Raw genomic sequence first — 21,371 nt, 5'->3', positions numbered from 1 at the left:
AGCAATCATTCCTGCATTTTGCTTTTGAATGAAAATGATATAATTAGCTTTACTAATAGGGGTAGTTCGCACATTTGAACGTTTTTGTACGTTAAAGAAATCTTAAAACTTAGTGCCCTCCCTAGAGGGTGTTTTAATAAAAAACCTTTCACAATGGAGATGGCTTTAATTATCGGAGGACGCTAAAGTGTCCTTAGTTTTATTAATATAGTCGATCGAAATCCTACTGTAGATTTTCAATTGCCCAAAAAACAGAAAACCGTAGAAGAACTTGAAAATGAGAAAGTGGAAATTATCTATTTAGAAAAAGAAGAAGTTAAAATGTTACTGGAGGTTGCAAAATCTGAAGGTCTTGATATGGATTATGCTATGTTCTTTACACTAGCGTTTACTGGCTTGCGAATTGGAGAACTCCTGGCTCTCAAATGGAATGATCTTAACGAAACTGAGAAAACACTAAGGGTCACTAAAACTTTATTTAGACCGGATAATACTCTCAAATCTTTTAAGGTAGATACACCAAAAACCATAGGGTCTGTCAGGACAATAGATTTAGATGAAAGGGTCGTGAACTTATTAAAGAAGCATCGAGTCCGACAAAATGAAATAAAATTGAGAAATGGAATGCTCTACAAAAACCACAATTTTATTTTCGCTCGGGATGATGGAGATCCACAGCTGCGTGATAATGTTGATGTAAGATTAAAACGACTTTTAAGATTAACGGGGATTTGCAAGAAGATTACACCACATTCATTTCGACATACACATGCCAGCCTAATGCTTGAAGCTGGAGCTTTACCAAAAGAAATTCAACAAAAGCTAGGTCATTCAGACATTAAAACAACGATGAATATCTATACTCACTTGACGTCAAATATAAAAGAGAAAACAGCGGACAAACCGAATAATACAACGGTAAGAACATTTATATTATAAGGTTTTTCCGCTAATTCCGTTAATTGGCGAGATTAACGAATGCACTAATTACTATCCGATTAAGGAGGCGAGCGAGGTCATCATAGCTTATGCGTGTTCCCCCATCTACATTATAATTCTGGACAACTACTTCATTAATAGCTCCAACCATCGCTTGGGAAACGACTTGCATTTCGATTTCTGAAACAGTTGATGGCAGCAGTCCTTGAACAGTCTTAAAAATAAGCTGGGCAAAACGCCGGTGCGCATCGCTCCTTACTTTTTCAACTTCTTGGGATACTCCGACAGATTCCACGAGCATTAAGCCTGCAACTTTAACATCTGAAAAGCAAATTTCGATATAACGCCGAATTCCAAAATAGGCTTTATAAGCGTTCCGATTTTCTTGTTCACTCGCTTGTTTAACCTCACTTATAATTTCTGAGAACAGTACCTCAAAAAGACCGGCCATCAAATTCTCTTTACTGGTGAAGTGTTGATAAAAGGTTGTTTTTGATACCCTTGCCATCTCGACTATATCTAGGACAGAGGTATTTTTAAAACCGGTGCTAGTAAATAATGATAGTCCAGCATAAAGGATTTTATCTTTTGCTTCTTTTGGCATTTCCTCAACAAATAGCATTGTTCATCATTCCAATCTCATTCGTACGAAAACGTATTATTTAAATATTAAAAGATATTAATTCGTTTCACAAGATTCTTTTTAAAAAGCGCTGTTAAACTGGTTGTTGATTTGCGCTCCAGGCGCTTCGCTCCAATCAACAGTGATAAAAATTAGCAGTGGCCTTTAACCATCTTTCTAAAAAGAAAAAGCAGCCTTCAAATTAGGCTGCCTAATCCCTAATGACCAACATAATTGGCATCAGGGATTAATTGTTTCCATTCATTATAGGATATGATTGTTTCCCAGTGCCCTGTAATTTTGGCAATTCCGACAATCAAGACAAAGAGGGCTAGGAAACCAACCGGCACAAACCATTTGTTTACTTTTTTGTTCACTACCGTCATATTCAATGTATCTTTGATCGGACAGGCCTCCACACAGGACATGCAGGCTGTACAATTAAGTGAATTGACTGTTTTTACCTTATGAACCTTTAATCGCTGCGGGCAAACCTTTGTACACATTTCGCAGTTTGTACATGTATCTTCATTTCTACGAATTTTGGTGATTCTAAGGATGCTGCCTAACCCAATCATCGCACCATACGGACAAAGGAATCGGCACCAAAAGTTCTTGAAGAACAAGGATAAGATGAAAATAACAATAATAAATTTTAAAGCGAAACCGCTGATATTCAAAAAAAACAAAAGCATTTTCACATCGGAAATTTTATTATAGGGATCATTTAAAAATGCCTTGGCGCCGTAGATTGGCATTGAAATAATCATATTGATAAAGAAAAAGAGTAATAAATACTTTAGAGGAGTTAACAGCCAAACGAGCCAGGTTGGAATTTCAAAATTTCTCTTAAAAATCTTTTTACCAAGCCAGGCTGTCCATTCACTGGCCGTTCCAACTGGGCAAATCCAGCTGCAAAAGGATTTTCGAAATATAATTCCTGTTCCAACAAAGAAAGCAAATAAAACGAGACCGGCAGGATGAATTTGATCAAACTCCCCTTTCATCAGCCATACCTTTAAGGCAACCAGCGAACTGATTGGAAGAAAGCCCTCAACTGCCGGCGGCCGTTCTACAAAAGGGCTTTTTCCAAGCGTCTCAAAGTGCATATAAAATTGATAGAACGTAAGACCTACATATAGCAAAAACAAAAGAAACACAGCCTGAACGGCATATCTAGTAATCTGAACTGGCTTACGTTTCAGCTGTTTCCTGTACCACGCTCTTGATTTCATCCCCATTCCTCCATTCCTAATACTTTTACTATAAGTAACTGGAAAAACAGGGTATGTGATATTAATCATCGCTAAGATTCATTTCATAAAGATGTCACATTGCCATCTTAAATCTGTCAAAAAAAGTAAAATCAGAACAAGCATCTTAAACACAATAGCCAGAGGATGAGATATCCTCTGGCTATTTTTATTTTTCTGAACCAAAAATAATATTATTTTGTTTTCGGGCCTCTTCCGTTATGCGAAGAACAATCTTACTCCATTTTTTAAACTTCTCATACTCTGCTACATTATTTGTTCTAATTATCTTAGCGATATTGATACATTCATAAACCATATTTTGTTCCTCTTGCTCGACACTCAGGATTTGACTTTCTTTTGAGTGACTATCAATGAATTTAATTTCTGAAATAGGTGCCGCGTCTTCGAGTATAAAGGTTCCTTTTTCTCCATGAATTTCACAAGGAAGAACGGAATCGGAAATTTTTGAACACATAATCGTACAAACAAAATCATCATACTTTAAGACAAGCGTGCCGCTTCCATCTACACCGCTCCTCAATATGAATGGGTGATACGCGACAGCTTCCGGTTCCCCAAAAAGCCCCACTGCTAAATAAAGTGGATAAACCCCTAAATCAACGAGAGCACCGCCAGAGAATTTTGCAGAAAATATATTGGGTTCCTCTCCCTGGAGAAACAAATCATACCGGGAAGAGTATTGGATATAGGGCAGTATAGTGCTTCTTAATGGCCCGGCTAGATGAAGCTTATCTTTTAGGATTTGAAAATTCGGCGTATGCATATTGCGGATTGCCTCAAATAAATACACACCATTCTCCTCTGCAATTCGGTAAGCTTCTTCTAACTCGGCTAAATTTGAAAAAATCGGCTTTTCACAAATGACATGCTTTTTGTTTTTCAAAAAAACAAGTGTCTGTTCGAAATGAACAGAATTTGGTGAAGCAATATAAACAGCCTCCATCTCCTCGCTTTTCGCCATTTCTTCTAAATCTGTATAATATTTTGGTGCATGATATGTATCAGCAAGTTGTTTCGCTTTTTCTGCTTTCCTGGAAAAGACTCCTGCTAACTGCATTTGACCGCTTAGCTTCGCTGCCTGAACGAAGGATTCTGTAATCCATCCGGTTCCAACTGTTCCAAAATGAATCATCTTTGTACCCCTTTCTGTTGTTTACTTATAAAACACCATTTTAGCCTTTTTTTCTTCTTCTTTCCATTTTGAACTAAAAAATTTCCAAATCAGGATGTTTTGTTCATGAATTGATGGGAACAATGGAAAATTATCAATATTTATGGTATTTATAATTAATAGATAAGATGAAAGAGGTTGAAATGGGTGGACAATCAAACATCAAATTTTATAAAAGATATTATGATAAAAGATTTGGAATCAGGTAAACACAACAAAATCGTGACTCGTTTCCCGCCGGAGCCAAATGGATATCTACATATTGGGCATGCGAAATCGATCTTCATCAATTTTGGGTTAGCCGATGAATTTAACGGAAAAACCAATTTACGATTTGATGACACGAATCCATTAAAGGAAGATATCGAATACGTCAATTCCATTAAAGAGGATGTCAAATGGCTCGGCTATGATTGGGATGACTTATTGTTTGCCTCTGATTATTTTGAGGAAATGTACAAGCGAGCGGTTCTTCTTATCAAGAAGGGCTTAGCCTATGTGGATGATCTTTCCGCTGACGAAATTCGCGAGTACCGAGGGACACTAACAGAGCCTGGAAAGAACAGCCCTAATCGCGATCGTTCAATTGAAGAAAACCTTGATTTATTTGATCGAATGCGAAATGGTGAATTTGAGAACGGTCAAAAAGTACTGCGAGCCAAGATCGATATGTCTTCTCCAAATATTAATCTGCGTGACCCTGTCATTTACCGTATTGCACATGCAACACACCATAACACAGGTGATAAATGGTGTATTTATCCAATGTATGCATTTGCTCATCCGCTTGAGGATGCAATTGAAGGAGTCACTCACTCCATCTGTACAATTGAATTCGAAGATCAGCGTCCGCTTTATAATTGGGTTGTCGAACAATGTGAAATGGAGAACACGCCACAGCAAATCGAATTTGGCCGCTTAAATATTACTAATACTGTTATGAGTAAGCGTAAGCTCAAGCAGCTTGTCGATGAAGGGTTTGTAGATGGCTGGGATGATCCCCGCATGCCGACCATTTCTGGAATGAGAAGAAAAGGCTTCACGCCAGAATCCATTCGTGAATTTGTTCGTGAAACTGCCATTTCAAAGAACAACTCTATGGTCGATGTTCAAATGCTCGAGCATTTTGTCCGGGAGGATTTGAAATTAAAAGCGCCTCGGACAATGGGTATCATTGATCCATTAAAGGTAGTCATTACAAATTATCCTGAAGGACAAATTGAATTACTTGATGCGGAAATCAATCCTGAGGTTCCAGAAATGGGTATGAGAAAAATCCCATTCTCGCGTGAAATTTACATCGAGCAAGACGATTTTATGGAAGATCCGCCAAAGAAATATTTCCGGCTGTTCCCAGGTAACGAAGTTCGCCTCAAAAATGCGTATTTCATTAAATGTGAGGAAGTCATTAAGGATGCAAGTGGTAAAGTTATCGAGCTTCGCTGTACCTATGATCCGGAAACGAAAAGCGGCACAGGCTTTACTGGAAGGAAAGTAAAGGGTACGATCCACTGGGTGGAAGCAACTCATGCCGTACCTGCTGAGTTTCGCTTATACGAACCACTTATTATGGATGAAACTGAAAAAGAAGGCGAAGAGGGAAAAACATTCCTTGATCAAGTCAATTCCAATTCACTTGAGGTACTTCAAGGCTTTGTTGAGCCAAATATGAAGGAAAGCAGACCGTACGATAAGTTCCAATTCTTTAGACACGGCTACTTTAATGTCGATCCAAAACACACCACAGTCGATAAACTAGTCTTTAACCGGATTGTTTCCTTGAAAAGTTCATTTAAAATATAAGAAAAAAGAGGGTGCAAGTACACCCTCTTTTTTCTTATTCTGTAGTTGAAACAGGAACCTCTAAGATAATCTTTGTTCCTGCCCCTGGTGTTGTATTGATGGTAAGTTCTCCGCCAACAGACCGTGCTCGTTCATCCATGCTGAATAGGCCGACACCTGGGGACTTCTTTTTTAAGTCAAAGCCCTTCCCCGTATCTTCAATCATCACCCTGACAATATCGCCCATTTCTCTAACGGTGACTTTAGCTTTATCAACATCCGCATATTTTCGGATATTTGTTAACGCCTCTTGAATAATCCGATAAATCGTCAACTCAATGCTAATGGCAAGCCGGCGATGTAACACGCATTCAAAAAATACATCAATATTATAATGATCTGAATATCGTGATAAAAAAGAACGAATGGCTGGTACTAACCCTAGATCATCTAAAACAGAGGGGCGAAGTTCCCATGAAATTTCGCGAATTTCTTCAATTAATTGGGTCGCTTCTGTTTGCATTTGATCAAGCAAAGGATGATTCATTTCAGAAAGCAAACGATTAATCGTGATTAAATGACTGTATAGATTTTGTCCGATTCCATCATGTAAATTTCGTGATAATCGCTTTCTCTCTTCTTCTTGAACATCGATGATCGTCGTCAACATTTTTTGTAATTCCTGCTCTACGCGTTTTCTCTCGGTAATTTCATAGCGAATCGATAAGTATTGATAAGGCTTGTTCTTTTCGTTTAAAAAAGGGACAATCGTTGTATCCATCCAATAGAATGTTCCATCCTTCGCTTTATTACGAATCTCGCCCTTCCATACCTTTCCATTACCAATTGTTCTCCACATTTCTTTAAAAAAGGCTTTGGAATGATAACCCGAATTTATAATCCGATGATCTTGCCCCAGCAATTCTTCCTTAGTGTATCTAGAAATATAACAAAATTGATCATTTACATATGTAATAATGCCCCGCGAATCCGTAATCGCTACAATCGAAGATGCATCCAGGGCAAATTTATAGTCCATCAGTTCATTTTTCGTCAGCTGAAATTCCCTTTCCATTTCCAACCCCCTGCATCAAAGAATAATATGAGCTTTTAATAGGTGTTCCAGGGTATGAGCAGATTCATCTACCAACTGCCGCTCATTTTCGGTAAACGTATACGCTTCCCTTTTCCCAACAAGCAATACGCCTTTCGGAACACCATTAAAAAATAAAGGAACGGCATAGGAGGAAATGAGATTTTCAGCCAGCATAATAGGATAATCAGTCACTTTTCCAATGATTTCATTAGGGAAATTTGCCAGCATCATAGGACTTCCACTTGAAATGATTTTTCCGGCAATTCCTTTCCCGAATCGGACCGTTATTCTTTTATATTTATCATTTAAATTGCCGGCTGCATAATGCCATCTAACATCAGGGCCGGATACATTTTGGAGGGCAAGCCCAACAAAATCACAGCTGACTAGAGTTTTTAGTTGGTTGCAAACCTCAATTACTACTGGGTTTTCCGTTAACTCTGTCATCCCTTATAATTCTCCTTAAATACCATAACCTAATAACCCCTTTTTAACGGCATATTCAACCAACTCAGGCCGGGTTTTCATTTGCAATTTTTCCATTAGGTTTCCTTTATGAGTTTCGACCGTTTTCACACTAATGACAAGCTGCTCGGCAATTTCCTTGTTCGAATATCCTTTAGCGATTAGGGTTAATACTTCTTTTTCACGTTCAGATAATAGATTGTACGTGTCATTGCCATCTTGTTTCACACCCGCTAAGTATTCTTCCATTAATCTCTTTTGGGCCGATGGATGAAGATAGGCATCTCCTTTAGCAACTGATTCAATTGCTGACATTAATTCATCATGGGGAGCGCTTTTTAAAATACAACCGGATGCTCCGCCTTGAATGGAACGAAACAGGTATTCTTCATCATCGTGCATCGTCAAAATCAATATATTGACTTCTGGCATGAGTTTTTTTAACTCGGTAGTAGCCGTCAGCCCATCCTTACCATGGGGCATGCTTAAATCCATCACTACCACATTGGGCTTAAGTTTTTGCGCTTTTTTGATTCCTTCATTTCCTTCGGATGCCTCACCGACTACCTCTATTTCGGGATTGGTATTCAACAGCATTTTTAAACCACTTCTCACAACAGCATGATCATCAACCAACAGAATTTTTATCAAAATAAACTCCCCTTTAGAGACTTTTTAAAACGGAAGAGAAATTTGTATAGATGTACCTTCCCCTATTTTAGAGGAAATCGTACACTCCCCGCCAGTCAGATGCATCCTTTCCTTCATCGCCGCAAGACCTGATGAAGGAAGATTATCTTTCTGTTCTACTGGTTGAAATCCTTTGCCGAAATCATGAATGTTAATCTTTAACTCATCCTCATTCCAATAAAAATTCATTTTTACATTGCAGGTGTCGGCGTATTTCGCAATGTTTGCAAGTGCTTCTTGGCATACCCGAAATACTGCAATACTGTTTCTTTCTGGAATCGGCCTTTCATCACCGGATGATTCTAAATCAACTAGAATGCCAAAGGTGGAGGTGTATAACTTAATATAGTTTTTCACAGCTGGAAGTAAACCAAGGGTTGTAAGGGCAGGCGGATGTAATTCAACCGAAAGCAGCCTAATTTCTTGAATTGTCTTTTCGATCAACAAGGACATTTCACGCAGGTGACTTTTCATATGCGGCTCTTTTATACTTGTTTCAACAAACTGCAAGCCTGTTAATATGCTAAACAGATTTTGTCCGACCCCTTCGTGAAGTTCAAGAGCAATCCTTTTTATTTCTTCTTCTTGTGAATCAATAATGTATGAGCTAATTTGCTGTTTTGGATTTATTAATGCCATTCATCACCCCTCCTCTAACCTTGTGACCTATAAAAAATTCAGGCTCTTTTACAAGACCTGAACCTTTTTTACTTTATATGTTAACCCGCTTTCCGAGTCATAGGCAGCCCATTCATTTTCCGATTGTCTTACCTGGCTTGACAGGGGCGCTGCTAGAAAATAAAAATCACCAAAATAAAAACGGATATGAGTACGATCCGGGCAATATTGAACCTTTTTCACTGTTTTCTTAACGGATGGTGCCCTTTCACCACCCTCTTCATCCTGGATTGCAATTTCAACCGGTACACCGACAAATCCTTCCACATCTTCTAATTTAATGAGTTCCACAGCTATTGCATCCTCTCTTTACAGGATAGATGAACATTTTGTAGCCTTGCAGATACTCCCAAAATTTATCTTCGGCATGTGCCTCCAGGAATTGAATCGTTTCATCCTCTGAACCCCAATCACTCATTCCTTTTATTTCGGCAACCACTATTTCAGCACCATCAATTGTTTTTTCTTCTAAAAACCAATTTAAGCGTTTTTTAGCAAACGTGTTTTTTAAAAGATTCTCAATTTCTGCAGCAAACCCTCCTGTTTCCGCCCGCATAAAACAAAAATCGATATAGGTTTCGCTAGTCATTGACATTCACACCTTTTTTATAGATGAGGAAGGCTACCGGGAATAAAATCACATTGATAACTGCTGCAATAATCGTGTTTGTATAATGTTCATAAAAATATTGATGTACCATGTATTGCGTAAAAATAATGTTTAACATTAGGACGGCCAGAAGCAGAATAACCGGTACGTAACTACGCTTCATAACGCTTCACCCCCAGGGCATAAACAGTGCCGTTTTCAACTTTTACATGGATTTCTGGAAGCGGACGTCTTGGTGGTCCGGCAATTGGTGCACCCGTTTCTACATCAAATTTTCCGTGATGGCAAGGACAAAGCATTTCTCCCTCGTCTTTTTTCCAAAAAACAGGACAACGAAGATGAGTGCAGGCATTTTGATATGCAACATATTTCTTTTCTGAAAGTCTTATTAAGATGGCGCTATCGTGCTCACCGGGGAAAGCAAAGTCTACGGCATCTCCAATCGCAATGGATTTAACCTCAGTAATCTTCTGCTTAGGATATTTTTTGTCTCCTAAACCTGCAAGTTCCTTCGCCGCCAACGCTCCCCATGGAAGGGATGAAACGGCAAATACCCCAGCAGCCCCGACAAGGGTCTTCATAAATCCTCGTCGGTCAAGCTTTCGTTCATTATTACGGTTAATATTATGTGTGTAATTATCTTCATCAAACGGGATTTTATTATTTTTATCTGTCATGTCTAATCCCTCCTAAAACAACTTTGTGACACCCTGCAGGATTCCAGGGAGATTCACTTTTACATTTGTTTCGCCTTCTAAATAAGGCATGCTTGTTACCCATTTACCATTATCAAGGTTAAATTGTTTTTGCTTTGCTTCAATTTCCTCATCTGTCAACCATTGCAATGTATTGGACGGACAAACGCTCGCACACATCGGCGGGATGCCATCTTTAGAACGGTCGATACAGAGGTCGCACTTATACATTAAATTTTGCTCAGTATCAAACTTCGGAATTCCATATGGGCAGGCAATCGTACAGTTTTGACAGCCGATGCACTTTTCTACAAGAGCAGATAATACGGCCCCTGTTTCATGAATTTGAATCGCCTGAGCCGGGCAGCTTCTTGCACATGCCGGATTCACACAGTGAAGGCACATAAGAGGCATCGTTTGACGGTTAACAAGCGGGTTAACGTCGTAAACATAGTTACGGTTGCGCTGCTCATGTCCTCCGCACTGTGTGCAGGCTGCTAAACAAGAACGGCAGCCTATACAGTTTTCCAGTTCTAAATAAAGCCTCTTCTTCATTTACTGCACCTTCTTCATTTCTAGTTTTTCAATCTGTGCTGCACAAGCTTTAAATTCCGGCATACGTGACATTGGATCGAGTGCGGCAATGGTTAATAGATTAATAGATTTTTCGTGACCAAAATGATATGGAACAAATACTGTATCTTTACGAATCGCTTCGGTAATTTTCACTTTATATTCTGCTTCGCCTCGGCGTGTATAAAGTCGGACATATTCTTCATGTTCAATGTTATATTTTGCTGCTGTTTCCGGATGTACCTCTACATACGGCTCTGGGCACATATCTCGTAAAAATTGGATTCTTCTTGTTTGATTTCCTGATAAATAGTGGAAAACGACGCGCCCAGTTGTTAAACGCAACGGATATTCGGCATCCGGTTCTTCTGCTGGCGGGCGATATGGTAAAGCACAGATTTTTGCCTTTCCATCTGGATGATAGAATTTTTTATCTAAGAACATATGGGGTGTACCTGGATCATTTTCATCCTTACATGGCCAGAATACGCCATCCTGCTTGTCGATTTTATCCCATGTTGCTCCGTAGTAGTCTGCATAACCGCCTTTTGATGCGAGACGGAATTCGTCTGCAACGTCTTTTGCTGTTTTTAAATGCGAGAAATATTTTCCTCTTCCAAGCTTTTCAGCTAGCTCAGCTTGAATTTGCCAATCTGGTTTTGACTCGCCAAGGGGCTCTTGTGCTTTATTGATTTTAATAATCCGTCCTTCAAGATTTGTAACTGTACCTTCATCTTCAGACCATGTAACAGTAGGAAGAATCACATCTGCAAACTCAGCTGATTCTGAAAGATAGAAATCGGCACAAACCATAAAATCTAATCCTTTTAAGGCTTTACGGACAAAGTTTTGATTTGGCGCAGAAACTGCTGGGTTAGAACAAAGCAAATATAAACCACGAATTGTCTTTTCTTCCATCAATTCAAACATTTCATAAGCTGAAACACCTGGTTGCGGCATTTCTTCTGGAGTAATTCCCCAAACCTTACAAACCTCTTCCACATGTTTTGGATTAGTGATTTTGCGATAGCCAGGAAGTAAATCTGATTTCTGGCCATGTTCGCGGCCGCCTTGACCATTACCTTGACCCGTGAAGGTTGCGACACCAGATTTAGGTCGCCCAATTTTGCCGGTTACAAGCGCCATATTCGTGTAACCTGAAACGTTGTCGACTCCTTTATGCTGCTGTTCAATACCACGGGCAAACATGACAACGGCATTTGGTGCTTTTCCGTAAATCTCAGCAGCACGAATGATTTTTTCTGGTGCAACGCCAGTGATTTGGCTTGTGTATTCAGGTGTAAATTCTTTAATTAATTCCTTTGTTTCTTCAAATCCGTTTGTATGGTTTTTAATAAATTCTTCATCGGCATAGCCGTTTTCAATAAGAAGATTTAAGATTCCATTTGCAAGTGCAAGGTCCGTACCCGGTCTTAAATCCAAGTGAACATCTGCTCTCCTTGCAATTGGTGTTTCACGCGGGTCTGCAACGATTAAGTAGCCTCCTCTTTCTTGAACATGCCAAACACGGAACATGGAGGTTGGGTGACATTCAGCCGTGTTGCTTCCTGCAATGAATAAGCAATCTGTTTCATGGATATCTGTCCAAGGCAAGGTCGATCCTCGGTCTACACCGAAAGAGCGAAGGAATCCGCCTGCCGCACTCGACATACAGAAACGGCCGTTATAATCGATGTAGCGTGTTTGCAAGGCTACACGTGCAAATTTCCCTGTTAAATAACATTTTTCATTTGTCATCGATACACCGCTGAATACTGATAATGTATCTTTACCGAACTCGACTTGTAACTCAGAAAACTTTTTCGCAATTAGATCATATGCTTCTTCCCAGGTTGCTTCACGGAAGCCTTTCTGTGTTCCTTTTAAGGAAGCATCATCGCGGATTAATGGTTTTAAGATCCGATCTGGGTGATTCGTTTGCTGATAAGCGGTAACCCCTTTTGGACACATTTTTCCGACTGTTACCGGCCAGTCGTAACGAGGTTCTACACCAATTATTTTGTTTGTTTTTGTATTAACCCGTAAATTCATCCCACATTGCATGCCGCAATAAGCACAGTGTGTTTTGATAAGAGTTTCATTTGGATGACGAACATTTTCGATTTCTTTAAAAAATTTATCTCTATTCTTAACCTCTTGCATTTTGATTTGCCTCCTTGACCTTAACTTGATGCGTAGCGAAGCCTGAGAATCTTGCAATTCGGTATTTTCTGCGGCATGGCAGGCACAATTCAGCAAGATTAAAGCCGTCTTTCATATTAAACTCGATATCATTGACTCCCAATACTTGAATCACATCGTTTGATTGTTCAACTGATACAAAATGATCGCCGCACACTTTACATGTTTTCATTTCTTGTTCACCATAATGTTCTCGGTAGTTTCTTGCAAAAACACTCATTGGACGGAAAGGAATATGTGCAAGCTTTCCGAATGGCAGATAGATTAAAGTTACGATCACGGAAAATTGGTGGATCAACGACATTTGCGGCTGCATCCAGCCATGTAGAAATACGTTTTGAACTGTTAATAAAAGTCCAGTAATTGAAATAAATAACAATAGATATAGTGGTAAAAAGTCGTACATAAATTTTTGTTCCGCTCTTGCCTGCATATTTTTCAAGCGACGTCGAAGCGCCATGCAGACCCCTGCAGTAACCATAATGGCTGCAATGTTTAATGCATTGTAGGAGAAGAAGGCGATAATTCCTTCTGCTGGCACCTTCAAAACATTCATTCCAAAAAGGACGATTGTGTAGTAGCCGTTTTCTTCCATCGTAAAATACATCCAGCTAAACACAAGCGGGAAAGTGACTAAACAAGCAAGCACACAGCCCCAGCCGATTAAAATATGCTGAATCCAACGGTAAAGACCGCGGTTGCGAATAAAATCGTAAATAGCTAAATGATTTACAGCTGTTTTTGGGGTGCTTTTTCTAAATAAAAGCTTTAAGCCTTTTTTAATGATAATTTTGGTTGGCGGTCTTTCGCCCCAAGCGATAAAGCGGTAGAAAAAACCTCCAAGGAATACCATCGTTCCGACCATGTATCCGTAAAGGTTTAAGTCTATATGTGTAAACATTCTTGTTCCGATAAACACTAAAATGGCAATTCCTGCGACAGTTAAAAACATGGATTTGGCATAATGAGATGCAAATGCATCATTTACACTTCTTGCCGGCTTTTTAGTCGATGTAGCTGAAATAGTTGACTGCATTTTCTTGATCCTCCTCAAAAAAAATAACACTTCCGTTTTCTTAAGCTAATTGTAAGAAAAACGGCAGTGTTATCTATATAGGGGAACTCCCCCATCATGGGGGGAAAAAACCCCTAGATATTTCGTTTTTGACAAAGTTCTGTCACAAACTAATTAACGAGGTATTTTTTTCGCCAGGAGAACAAGAGTAATAACAAACCAATTATGATTTGCATCGTGAATATGACTGCATCCCAAAAAGGAAACGAGGTCGCTCCTTCCAAGAATCCTGGAAGAACTTTCTTCAACGCAAACAATAATTGTGGGATATAAAAGGTAAAATATAAGGCCACTGTTAGGATTACACCAATAAAATAGATAATGGAATAGGTGAAAACAGTTTTCCTTTCACTTTCAAAAATAACATCATCTCTTAAATAAGATTTTTGAAATGGAAGCCATTTTCTAATGTTCCGTTGTGCATTTTCCATCAAGTTATAGCAGGAAGATATATTTTCAAAAACATAATATAAATCTGTTTTCATATATACGCAGCATTGGTACACCATGCGAATAAATGTATCCAAAACGACTACTTTCACGATGCTCAGGAAAATCCCTGATCCACTCGCAAAATTTAATTGGCAAATTAAAGCAAGCGAAAGAACAACCGTGTCAAAACAAAGCCCTGCTACATATAAAACATTGCGTTCCTTTGAAGACAACTTCCATACTCCAGACATATCAGTCTCAAGGACAACAAGAAATAACCGGTGACCTACTTCTAATTTAGTTGGGAGATTTTGTGCCCTCATTGCTAATACATGGCCGAATTCATGGATTAACACAAGAATAAATGTTATGATCATCCAAGCTGGAATATTAAACATCATGTAATCAAAAATAAATAGATCCTTATAATCTGGGAATAAATTCGGATGGGAAATGAATAAGTAAATATTTGAGACGAAAAGTGCACTAAAAATTAGAAGAGCTATTTTATTAAAAAAGAATTTTCCTAGTAATGGAGATATCCACAAAAAGCCAAGGCTTTCCTTGTTCTTTTCCGTTACTTCAACCTTTATGCCATCAATTTCATTGATCAATTCTAATTCCAAAAGCTGCTTAGCAAAATCCATGAGGTCAATCTCTTCAGAAGGATATTTATCTTTTAGGAGACCTTCAATTACACTGAGCTGTTCACCTTGATTAATCAAATTAATTGCATCAATACATACTTCCGGCATTTCATAGAACTCACCAGAAATTTTATCTTCGACAATATAATGTTTTTTATCCTTGCGAATTTCTAGTGGGACTAATGAAAGAAATGACTCGAGTGTAAGGCTCATATTAGCACCCTTTAACTTGAATTTTAAAAAAAAGAAGGATGCCAGGCTTTAAACTAGCATCCAACACAAATTTAAGGCTTAATTCCAACAAATGGACACCACCAACAAGTTGTTTTCACTTTCTTTAGCTTTCGGATTTTCATTATTCCACCTCCTTAAGCTTTTCCCACTTTTCTGTCCATGGATATTTTTCATGAAATTTGACCCAATCAGGGAATACCTTCTTAAATTCTTCCACTAATATTGGATCAAACTGGGAACCCTTACTTTCAATGATACGTTGATATGCCTCTTCAACTGGCATCGCTGCTCGATAAGATCTTGATGATGTCATTGCATCAAAAGCATCAGCAACAGAAGCAATTCTAGCAAGTAAAGGAATTTCCTCACCTATTAACTGATCAGGATACCCTTTTCCATCCCAGCGTTCATGATGGGAACGAATAACAGAAATACTATTTCTTATCCCCTCAACATTCTTGACTGCTTCTGCACCAACACCAGGATGTGATTTAATAATCTCAAATTCTTCTTTTGTTAGCTTTCCAGGTTTCATTAATATGGAATCTGGGATATGAACCTTTCCAATATCGTGTAATAAGCAGGCATAATAAAATGATTTTTGGTCCTCTTTTGAAAGCCTGCCGATTTCTTGAGCTAACATTAATGCATAGCTGGCCACACGTTCGCTATGTCCCCTTGTATATGGATCCTTTAACTCAAGTGTAGCAATAACCCCTTTAACAATTCCCTGTAACTGATTATCGTATGAAGTGCTGATTGCACGGACATAGCGTTGAAATCTAACAAGTAAGAAAAAGGACATAATCGATAAGATAGCAACTAATATAATTGGCAGGATAAGAAAGGAATTTTTTAAAACAATACTGGTAAGAATGTATTTTATTACAACTCCTGCACTAACAATCCAAAAGAATCTCGTATTCAAGAATAAAGGCAGCGTAAAAATTAAAAACACTTCTACCACATTCCCGCTGGTATATTCCTTGGCTTTATGATAATAGGATATTATATCCACTGAAAAAGCTGTTACTAGATAGCTGATAAAAAATACATATTTGATCCAAGATTCCTTTTTCACCTTACTTAAATACATCATGACAGGAATTAAGAGAGCTAATACTAGATAGTTAATAATCCAAAAGTTACTAGGTAAACCACTCTTTTTATGAGATATAAACACAGGTAAAAGATAGTAAAAAAATAAATCATAACCCAATAAAATTATATAGAAAAATAAAAGTATCCATTTTACGGTACGCTGTTCTTCATGTGATATCATAAAATCCTCCAGGATATCTAACACATCTACCCTATATCAATTTAGTTTAAAGTCTTATTGGTGTAATATTACCACAATTTCGACAATTTCATCATAAGAATATCGGGTATTATTTACAAAATCTATTAATTTCCCGTATTCTTCTACATTATATATCATCCGTAATACCTAAGTAATACTTAAAATTTAAGATTTTTGTATATTTATAGAACCATTTTTTTAACTTTTTTGGGATATAGGTAATTTTACCGTGACCTTCGTTCCCTTCCCCAGATTACTTTCAATATTAATTTCACCATTATGATCTCTTATAATTTGATTTGAAACCATTAATCCTAAACCAGTTCCATCCTTTTTAGTAGTGAAAAAAGGTTCTCCTAAATTTAGAATGTTCTCATCATCAATTCCAATGCCCTCATCTTGAATGATGATGTGCAATTTTTGTCCCTGTAAGACATTGGTAATTATTTTTATCGTTCCGCCTTCAGACATGGATTCGATTGCATTTTTTATCAGATTGATAAAAACTTGCTTTAACTGCTTCTCATCACACTCGATAGGCGGAATGGGTACCGGCACCATCTTGTTAATTGTTACCCCTTGTCTTTCTGCCTGTTGTTGTGTAATCGAGAGGGTATAGGCAATAACCTCTTCAATACTCGCTTTTTCAAATTCAGTTACTCGTGGTTTTCCAAGATACATCAAATCATTAACTATTAAATTAATCCGGTCAATTTCCTGAATCATAATCGGATAAAACTCATTTGAACTTGGATTTCGTTCCTGCTGTAATTGTGTAAACCCTTTTAGAGAAGACAATGGATTCCGAATTTCATGACCAATTGCAGCAGCCATTCGTCCAACAACAGCTAACTTCTCTTTTTGGCGAAGTTCTTCATGAACTGAAGTTAAAGAACTAATATAAGAATAAAATCGAATTAACAGTATAAATGCGATTGCGGATAAAATGATCGTTATTATTATTGGCGGTAATACATTGGCATCTTGTAAAACTAAACCTAATAAAAGATATTTTCCGACAATACCCATCGAAACAGTCCAGAAGTATTTTTTATTAACAAAAATGGGTGAGAAAAATAAAAATAATAGTTCTACAATATTACCTGAAGCAAATGGAATTGAAGTACCGAAATAAATCAACAGATTATCTATAATATCTATTAGTAAGTAGCCTAATAGGAATATGTATTTTACAATATATAGGTTACCTTTCTTAATAAAAGAAATAGAAATGGGAAGTAAGCTAAAAACCCAAAAATACAGCCAATATCCTAGTCCACTTTCAGGAAAATCGGTTTTGCCATATGATGTATATTTCGGCAAAACAAAATACCAAAAAATATCAAACGTTACAAAAAAGAAGTAAAATAACCATAAAAATAATTTTATCGCCTTTTTTTCTTCAAATAAGAGTTTGGGACTCCTGGCTCCTTCGTTCATGTTTGCTGCTCCCTCAATTAAGTTCTTTGAAAGAAAGAAAGAAATAAGTAAATTAATCATGCTACTATTCTATCATTTTTCTCTAATAAGAACAGACAATTATTGTGTACTAACGATTGTTTTCGACATTTTTCGCAAAATATGTAAAAAAGGGCTTGCGCGCTGCAAGCCCTTTCCCTATTTTTATTAACTTACTTTTTTCAATTGATCCACTTGAGTATTCAAGGTAGAATGCTTGCGGCCATATCCAAAGTAAACCACTAATCCAATTACTAACCAAATACCGAAGCTGATCCATGATTCTGCTGGTAGCTGAAGAGTTAAATATCCGCAGAAAAGAAAAGCGAGAATCGGAATATACGGTACAAATGGAACACGGAAACCAGTTTTTGGAGCCATCTTGTTTTTACGAAGATACAAGATACCGACAGAAACTGTCATAAAGGCGAATAATGTACCCATGTTTACTAAATGGGCAAGTTTATTTAATGGTACTAATCCAGCAAAAATGGAAACTAGTAAACATGTAATCCATGAGTTGAACATTGGTGTCTGCTTCTTCTTATCAACCTTTGAAAATATCTTTGGTAATAGACCATCACGGCTGATTGCATAGAATAAACGAGTTTGACCATATATCATTACAAGTAATACTGTGGTAATACCAGCAATAGCACCTAGTGATATAAAGCCAGCTACCCAATCCTGATGGATATAGCTAAGAGCGAAAGCAACAGGGTTTTTCACGCCAAGCTCAGTGTAAGGAACGATTCCTGTCAGAATAGCAGAAACAACAATATATAATACCGTACAAACAGCAAGAGAAGCGATAATACCGATTGGCATATTGCGCTGTGGATTTTTTACTTCCTCAGCAGCGGTAGATACTGCATCAAAACCTATATAAGCAAAGAACACGGTAGCAGCGCCGGCTGTAACTCCTGAGAAACCGAATGGCATAAATGGAGTCCAGTTACCTGGCTTTACATACCATACTCCAACACCAATAAATAGTAGAACCACCGCTAACTTGATAATAACCATAATTGTATTAAAACGCGCTGATTTTTTAACACCTTGCGTTAACAAAAATGTAATCACTAAAACGATAAGAATGGCTGGAACATCAATGTACGTCCCATTCGCAGGATCATATGCACTTGTTAATGCTTTTGGAAAATGAATGCCAAACCCTGCAAGTAATCCTTGAAAATATCCCGACCATCCGCTGGCAACTGCTGAAGATGCAAGTCCGTATTCGAGGATTAAATCCCAACCTAATATCCAAGCAATCAATTCACCAAACGTTGCATAGCTGTAAGTATAGGCACTGCCTGATACCGGTACAGTGGAAGCAAACTCTGCATAACAAAGTGCTGCAAACACACAAGCTAATCCAGATAATATAAATGATAGAATAAGAGCGGGACCTGCATGCTCTGCAGCGGCAACTCCTGTAAGAACAAAGATTCCAGTTCCAATAATTGCTCCAATTCCTAGCATTGATAAATCAAAGGCTCCTAAATCCTTCTTTAAGGTTACATCCTTTTTGCCTACTTCTTGGATCAGTGCCTGTATCGATTTCTTTCTAAATAAATTCATTTTGAAAACCTCCTTGTTATGTTGTCGAAATGTTCTGACAAAATAACTCGTAAAAAAATTATATACAAATAATATAATCTTTTTCTAAAAAAAGCAATATTTTTTGAAAAATATAATTATTTGGAATTACTTCCAATGGATAAATACTGGAACTACAACATCTTCAACAATTACATATAAATCCAAATAAAATATACAATGACACTTTACACTATATTCAAAAAGTATAATTATTTTATAATTCTGTTTTTTAATCAAAAAGATGTCATCACTAGGAACTGATGACATCTTTTTTTGTTTTTTTATTATGAAACTTTCGATTCCAGCTGTACTCGCGGTGAATATATCCCCACATAAAAAATGCCATGCTCATTATGGATAATCTCACGAAAAGATTTCATTCTAGAAAGAAGGAATGCAACAATGATTAGGATTCCAACACGCTCTAACATAAGCGGCAATAATTCATTCATAGTAATCACCTTTTTAAAAGTCGTTTTTTGACAATATAAATATATCAAAAAAAAATAAACTAACCGGTCAAACGTGCGGTTAGTTTTGCTTGTTAAATATTTACCAGACCCTCTTTTCTCCCTGCCGGAAGTACCATCGTCACGATTGTCCCTACCCCTGGTTCACTTTTATAGGAAACTTTCCCGCTCATCGTTTCAATAATTCTTAAAGAAACAGACGTGCCTAGCCCAGTACCTTTATCTTTTGTCGTATAAAATAACGTTCCAATCCGTGATAATTGTTCAGGGGTCATTCCTTTGCCAGTATCAGAGATTAATATCGCTGCCGAGGTTTGATCTGATTTGTTATGTATAGTAACTTTACCGCCTTCAGGGGTTGCTTCAATAGCATTTTTAATCAAATTAACGAGCGCTTGCTTTAATTGGTTACGATCAGTAAAAAGGATAAAGTCCGAATAATCAAGCTGGCTTTCTAGCTGAACACCTTGTTGTGATGCCAATGGGGCTAGAAGTATCATTACTTCTGATAATACCTCGGTCAAAAGAAATTCTTCTATTTTTTCAAATTTCGGTTTTGCAAAATTCAGGTAGTCATTGATAATCGATTCCGCACGAGCTAATTCACTTAATACAAGTGAAAGATATTCATAATTCTTCCCTGCTTCCTGTTGCTGCATCAACTGAAGAAATCCCTTGACAACCGTTAATGGATTACGAACCTCATGTGCAATGGAAGCAGCAAGCTCTCCAAGTGTATTAAGCTTTTCGGCACGCTGGATCTCTTGCTTCATTTTATTTCTTTCAATCATTCCTTCATTGAGCTTTGCGGCTAAGGCAATAGCAATTGTTTCAATTAATCCAACAAGGATTACATCTGGAATATTAAAGTCTAATTTAAATAAATCCCCCGCAAAATAGCGGGATGCTCTAAGTGATAGATAGCAAACAACAAGAGACCAGCCACCAGCTAAGATGGTTAAGAATACACGTTTATTTGGCGGGCAGTTCCAAAACTTTTTGAGCATAAGGAATGGAATCAGAGCAGTAAATATACTGTTTACAAGTCCAAATAAGACGGTATCTCCCCCCATTAATATACGGGCGATAATAATGGTCGTTAAAACCATACCCCCTGCCGCCCGCCCTGCGTATAAAAAGGCGATAATAACAGGAACATATCGGAGGTCCCAATAGAAACCATAGTTTGCATATGAAAAAGTCATACAAGCAAGTGCCGCAATACTGTGCAATATACCAACAAGGTAGGGATTATTTAATTTGTACTTATGATCTAAAAGTGCGCTACAAAAAAGGACAGGTGCGATGGTGATTAATAAATTCAAAAGAAGTTTTTCTGCCAGCATT

Annotated in this window: 22 protein-coding genes; 2 read left to right on the top strand and 20 right to left on the bottom strand. The window is 37.7% G+C overall.

The window, feature by feature from the left end; translation table 11 throughout:
• The first annotated feature begins 240 nt into the window (after positions 1 to 240).
• Positions 241 to 939 carry a site-specific integrase gene (locus AC59HZ_RS23040; RefSeq protein WP_496548094.1) on the top strand — a complete coding sequence of 233 codons (699 nt, stop codon included), beginning with the start codon at positions 241 to 243 and terminating at the stop codon, positions 937 to 939.
• A gap of 19 nt (positions 940 to 958) precedes the next feature.
• On the opposite strand, the gene AC59HZ_RS23035 is transcribed toward AC59HZ_RS23040, so the two are convergent.
• The 3 genes from AC59HZ_RS23035 to AC59HZ_RS23025 all read right to left on the bottom strand — a co-directional run bounded on the left by AC59HZ_RS23035 (position 959) and on the right by AC59HZ_RS23025 (position 3,970).
• On the bottom strand, positions 959 to 1,561 hold the full coding sequence (locus AC59HZ_RS23035) for a TetR/AcrR family transcriptional regulator (protein WP_496548093.1): 603 nt from the start codon (positions 1,559 to 1,561) through the stop codon (positions 959 to 961).
• Positions 1,562 to 1,779: 218 nt separating this feature from the next.
• Positions 1,780 to 2,796 (bottom strand): 4Fe-4S binding protein, encoded by a 1,017-nt coding sequence (locus tag AC59HZ_RS23030; RefSeq protein WP_496548092.1) that lies wholly within the window; start codon positions 2,794 to 2,796, stop codon positions 1,780 to 1,782.
• Between the two features lie 187 nt (positions 2,797 to 2,983).
• Positions 2,984 to 3,970, bottom strand: a complete 987-nt coding sequence (locus AC59HZ_RS23025) for a Gfo/Idh/MocA family protein (protein ID WP_496548091.1) — start codon at positions 3,968 to 3,970, stop codon at positions 2,984 to 2,986.
• Between the two features lie 186 nt (positions 3,971 to 4,156).
• Here AC59HZ_RS23025 and AC59HZ_RS23020 point away from each other — a divergent pair, with 186 nt between their 5' ends.
• Positions 4,157 to 5,812, top strand: a complete 1,656-nt coding sequence (locus AC59HZ_RS23020) for a glutamine--tRNA ligase/YqeY domain fusion protein (protein WP_496548090.1) — start codon at positions 4,157 to 4,159, stop codon at positions 5,810 to 5,812.
• Positions 5,813 to 5,846: 34 nt separating this feature from the next.
• Here the strand turns inward: AC59HZ_RS23020 and AC59HZ_RS23015 are convergent, their stop codons facing one another.
• The 17 genes from AC59HZ_RS23015 to AC59HZ_RS22935 form a co-directional block, all read right to left on the bottom strand.
• Positions 5,847 to 6,866, bottom strand: a complete 1,020-nt coding sequence (locus AC59HZ_RS23015) for a PAS domain-containing sensor histidine kinase (protein WP_496548089.1) — start codon at positions 6,864 to 6,866, stop codon at positions 5,847 to 5,849.
• Between the two features lie 15 nt (positions 6,867 to 6,881).
• Entirely contained in the window at positions 6,882 to 7,334 is a 453-nt protein-coding gene (locus AC59HZ_RS23010; RefSeq protein WP_496548088.1) for a GAF domain-containing protein, read from the bottom strand.
• Between the two features lie 15 nt (positions 7,335 to 7,349).
• Entirely contained in the window at positions 7,350 to 8,003 is a 654-nt protein-coding gene (locus AC59HZ_RS23005; protein WP_496548087.1) for a response regulator, read from the bottom strand.
• A 24-nt stretch (positions 8,004 to 8,027) separates the two neighbouring features.
• Positions 8,028 to 8,681 (bottom strand): sensor histidine kinase, encoded by a 654-nt coding sequence (locus AC59HZ_RS23000; RefSeq protein ID WP_496548086.1) that lies wholly within the window; start codon positions 8,679 to 8,681, stop codon positions 8,028 to 8,030.
• A 48-nt stretch (positions 8,682 to 8,729) separates the two neighbouring features.
• Positions 8,730 to 9,011: a hypothetical protein gene (locus AC59HZ_RS22995; RefSeq protein WP_496548085.1), complete on the bottom strand. Its 282-nt coding sequence runs from the start codon at positions 9,009 to 9,011 to the stop codon at positions 8,730 to 8,732.
• On the bottom strand, positions 8,998 to 9,309 hold the full coding sequence (locus AC59HZ_RS22990; RefSeq protein ID WP_496548084.1) for a hypothetical protein: 312 nt from the start codon (positions 9,307 to 9,309) through the stop codon (positions 8,998 to 9,000). The genes AC59HZ_RS22995 and AC59HZ_RS22990 overlap by 14 nt, the downstream gene beginning before the upstream one ends.
• The gene (locus tag AC59HZ_RS22985) at positions 9,302 to 9,493 is read right to left on the bottom strand and encodes a hypothetical protein (RefSeq protein WP_496548083.1); all 192 of its coding nucleotides are present in this window, start codon (positions 9,491 to 9,493) and stop codon (positions 9,302 to 9,304) included. The genes AC59HZ_RS22990 and AC59HZ_RS22985 overlap by 8 nt, the downstream gene beginning before the upstream one ends.
• A complete protein-coding gene (locus AC59HZ_RS22980; RefSeq protein ID WP_496548082.1) occupies positions 9,483 to 10,007 on the bottom strand; it encodes a QcrA and Rieske domain-containing protein in 525 nt (174 codons plus the stop codon). The genes AC59HZ_RS22985 and AC59HZ_RS22980 overlap by 11 nt, the downstream gene beginning before the upstream one ends.
• Positions 10,008 to 10,019: 12 nt before the next feature.
• Positions 10,020 to 10,580 carry a 4Fe-4S dicluster domain-containing protein gene (locus AC59HZ_RS22975; RefSeq protein WP_430064531.1) on the bottom strand — a complete coding sequence of 187 codons (561 nt, stop codon included), beginning with the start codon at positions 10,578 to 10,580 and terminating at the stop codon, positions 10,020 to 10,022.
• Positions 10,581 to 12,761 (bottom strand): molybdopterin oxidoreductase family protein, encoded by a 2,181-nt coding sequence (locus tag AC59HZ_RS22970; RefSeq protein ID WP_496548081.1) that lies wholly within the window; start codon positions 12,759 to 12,761, stop codon positions 10,581 to 10,583.
• Complete coding sequence (locus AC59HZ_RS22965) at positions 12,748 to 13,836, bottom strand: hypothetical protein (protein WP_496548080.1); 1,089 nt, start codon at positions 13,834 to 13,836, stop codon at positions 12,748 to 12,750. The genes AC59HZ_RS22970 and AC59HZ_RS22965 overlap by 14 nt, the downstream gene beginning before the upstream one ends.
• A gap of 149 nt (positions 13,837 to 13,985) precedes the next feature.
• Positions 13,986 to 15,167, bottom strand: a complete 1,182-nt coding sequence (locus AC59HZ_RS22960; protein ID WP_496548079.1) for a hypothetical protein — start codon at positions 15,165 to 15,167, stop codon at positions 13,986 to 13,988.
• A 142-nt stretch (positions 15,168 to 15,309) separates the two neighbouring features.
• Positions 15,310 to 16,470: an HD-GYP domain-containing protein gene (locus AC59HZ_RS22955; RefSeq protein ID WP_496548078.1), complete on the bottom strand. Its 1,161-nt coding sequence runs from the start codon at positions 16,468 to 16,470 to the stop codon at positions 15,310 to 15,312.
• Positions 16,471 to 16,689: 219 nt separating this feature from the next.
• Positions 16,690 to 17,931 (bottom strand): ATP-binding protein, encoded by a 1,242-nt coding sequence (locus AC59HZ_RS22950; RefSeq protein ID WP_496548077.1) that lies wholly within the window; start codon positions 17,929 to 17,931, stop codon positions 16,690 to 16,692.
• A 186-nt stretch (positions 17,932 to 18,117) separates the two neighbouring features.
• Positions 18,118 to 19,533 (bottom strand): branched-chain amino acid transporter BcaP, encoded by a 1,416-nt coding sequence (gene bcaP / locus AC59HZ_RS22945; protein ID WP_496548076.1) that lies wholly within the window; start codon positions 19,531 to 19,533, stop codon positions 18,118 to 18,120.
• 305 nt (positions 19,534 to 19,838) lie between these two features.
• A complete protein-coding gene (locus AC59HZ_RS22940) occupies positions 19,839 to 20,006 on the bottom strand; it encodes a hypothetical protein (RefSeq protein ID WP_496548216.1) in 168 nt (55 codons plus the stop codon).
• Between the two features lie 92 nt (positions 20,007 to 20,098).
• The gene (locus tag AC59HZ_RS22935; RefSeq protein ID WP_496548075.1) at positions 20,099 to 21,370 is read right to left on the bottom strand and encodes an ATP-binding protein; all 1,272 of its coding nucleotides are present in this window, start codon (positions 21,368 to 21,370) and stop codon (positions 20,099 to 20,101) included.
• Position 21,371 lies beyond the last annotated feature (1 nt).

It is taken from the genome of Neobacillus sp. DZ-9 (genome assembly GCF_059587065.1).
The sequence above is the reverse complement of the archived record's forward strand: the minus strand, read 5'-3'. Positions and strand labels throughout refer to the sequence as shown.

Excerpts from the sequence above, each read along its gene's own strand:
- AC59HZ_RS23035 (WP_496548093.1), bottom strand. The coding sequence starts at position 1,561 with ATGCTATTTGTTGAGGAAATGCCAAAAGAAGCAAAAGATAAAATCCTT.
- AC59HZ_RS23030 (WP_496548092.1), bottom strand. The coding sequence starts at position 2,796 with ATGAAATCAAGAGCGTGGTACAGGAAACAGCTGAAACGTAAGCCAGTT.
- AC59HZ_RS23025 (WP_496548091.1), bottom strand. The coding sequence starts at position 3,970 with ATGATTCATTTTGGAACAGTTGGAACCGGATGGATTACAGAATCCTTC.
- AC59HZ_RS23015 (WP_496548089.1), bottom strand. The coding sequence starts at position 6,866 with ATGGAAAGGGAATTTCAGCTGACGAAAAATGAACTGATGGACTATAAA.
- AC59HZ_RS23010 (WP_496548088.1), bottom strand. The coding sequence starts at position 7,334 with ATGACAGAGTTAACGGAAAACCCAGTAGTAATTGAGGTTTGCAACCAA.
- AC59HZ_RS23000 (WP_496548086.1), bottom strand. The coding sequence starts at position 8,681 with ATGGCATTAATAAATCCAAAACAGCAAATTAGCTCATACATTATTGAT.
- AC59HZ_RS22990 (WP_496548084.1), bottom strand. The coding sequence starts at position 9,309 with ATGACTAGCGAAACCTATATCGATTTTTGTTTTATGCGGGCGGAAACA.
- AC59HZ_RS22985 (WP_496548083.1), bottom strand. The coding sequence starts at position 9,493 with ATGAAGCGTAGTTACGTACCGGTTATTCTGCTTCTGGCCGTCCTAATG.
- AC59HZ_RS22980 (WP_496548082.1), bottom strand. The coding sequence starts at position 10,007 with ATGACAGATAAAAATAATAAAATCCCGTTTGATGAAGATAATTACACA.
- AC59HZ_RS22975 (WP_430064531.1), bottom strand. The coding sequence starts at position 10,580 with ATGAAGAAGAGGCTTTATTTAGAACTGGAAAACTGTATAGGCTGCCGT.
- AC59HZ_RS22970 (WP_496548081.1), bottom strand. The coding sequence starts at position 12,761 with ATGCAAGAGGTTAAGAATAGAGATAAATTTTTTAAAGAAATCGAAAAT.
- AC59HZ_RS22965 (WP_496548080.1), bottom strand. The coding sequence starts at position 13,836 with ATGCAGTCAACTATTTCAGCTACATCGACTAAAAAGCCGGCAAGAAGT.
- AC59HZ_RS22960 (WP_496548079.1), bottom strand. The coding sequence starts at position 15,167 with ATGAGCCTTACACTCGAGTCATTTCTTTCATTAGTCCCACTAGAAATT.
- AC59HZ_RS22955 (WP_496548078.1), bottom strand. The coding sequence starts at position 16,470 with ATGATATCACATGAAGAACAGCGTACCGTAAAATGGATACTTTTATTT.
- AC59HZ_RS22950 (WP_496548077.1), bottom strand. The coding sequence starts at position 17,931 with ATGAACGAAGGAGCCAGGAGTCCCAAACTCTTATTTGAAGAAAAAAAG.
- bcaP (WP_496548076.1), bottom strand. The coding sequence starts at position 19,533 with ATGAATTTATTTAGAAAGAAATCGATACAGGCACTGATCCAAGAAGTA.
- AC59HZ_RS22940 (WP_496548216.1), bottom strand. The coding sequence starts at position 20,006 with ATGAATGAATTATTGCCGCTTATGTTAGAGCGTGTTGGAATCCTAATC.
- AC59HZ_RS22935 (WP_496548075.1), bottom strand. The coding sequence starts at position 21,370 with ATGCTGGCAGAAAAACTTCTTTTGAATTTATTAATCACCATCGCACCT.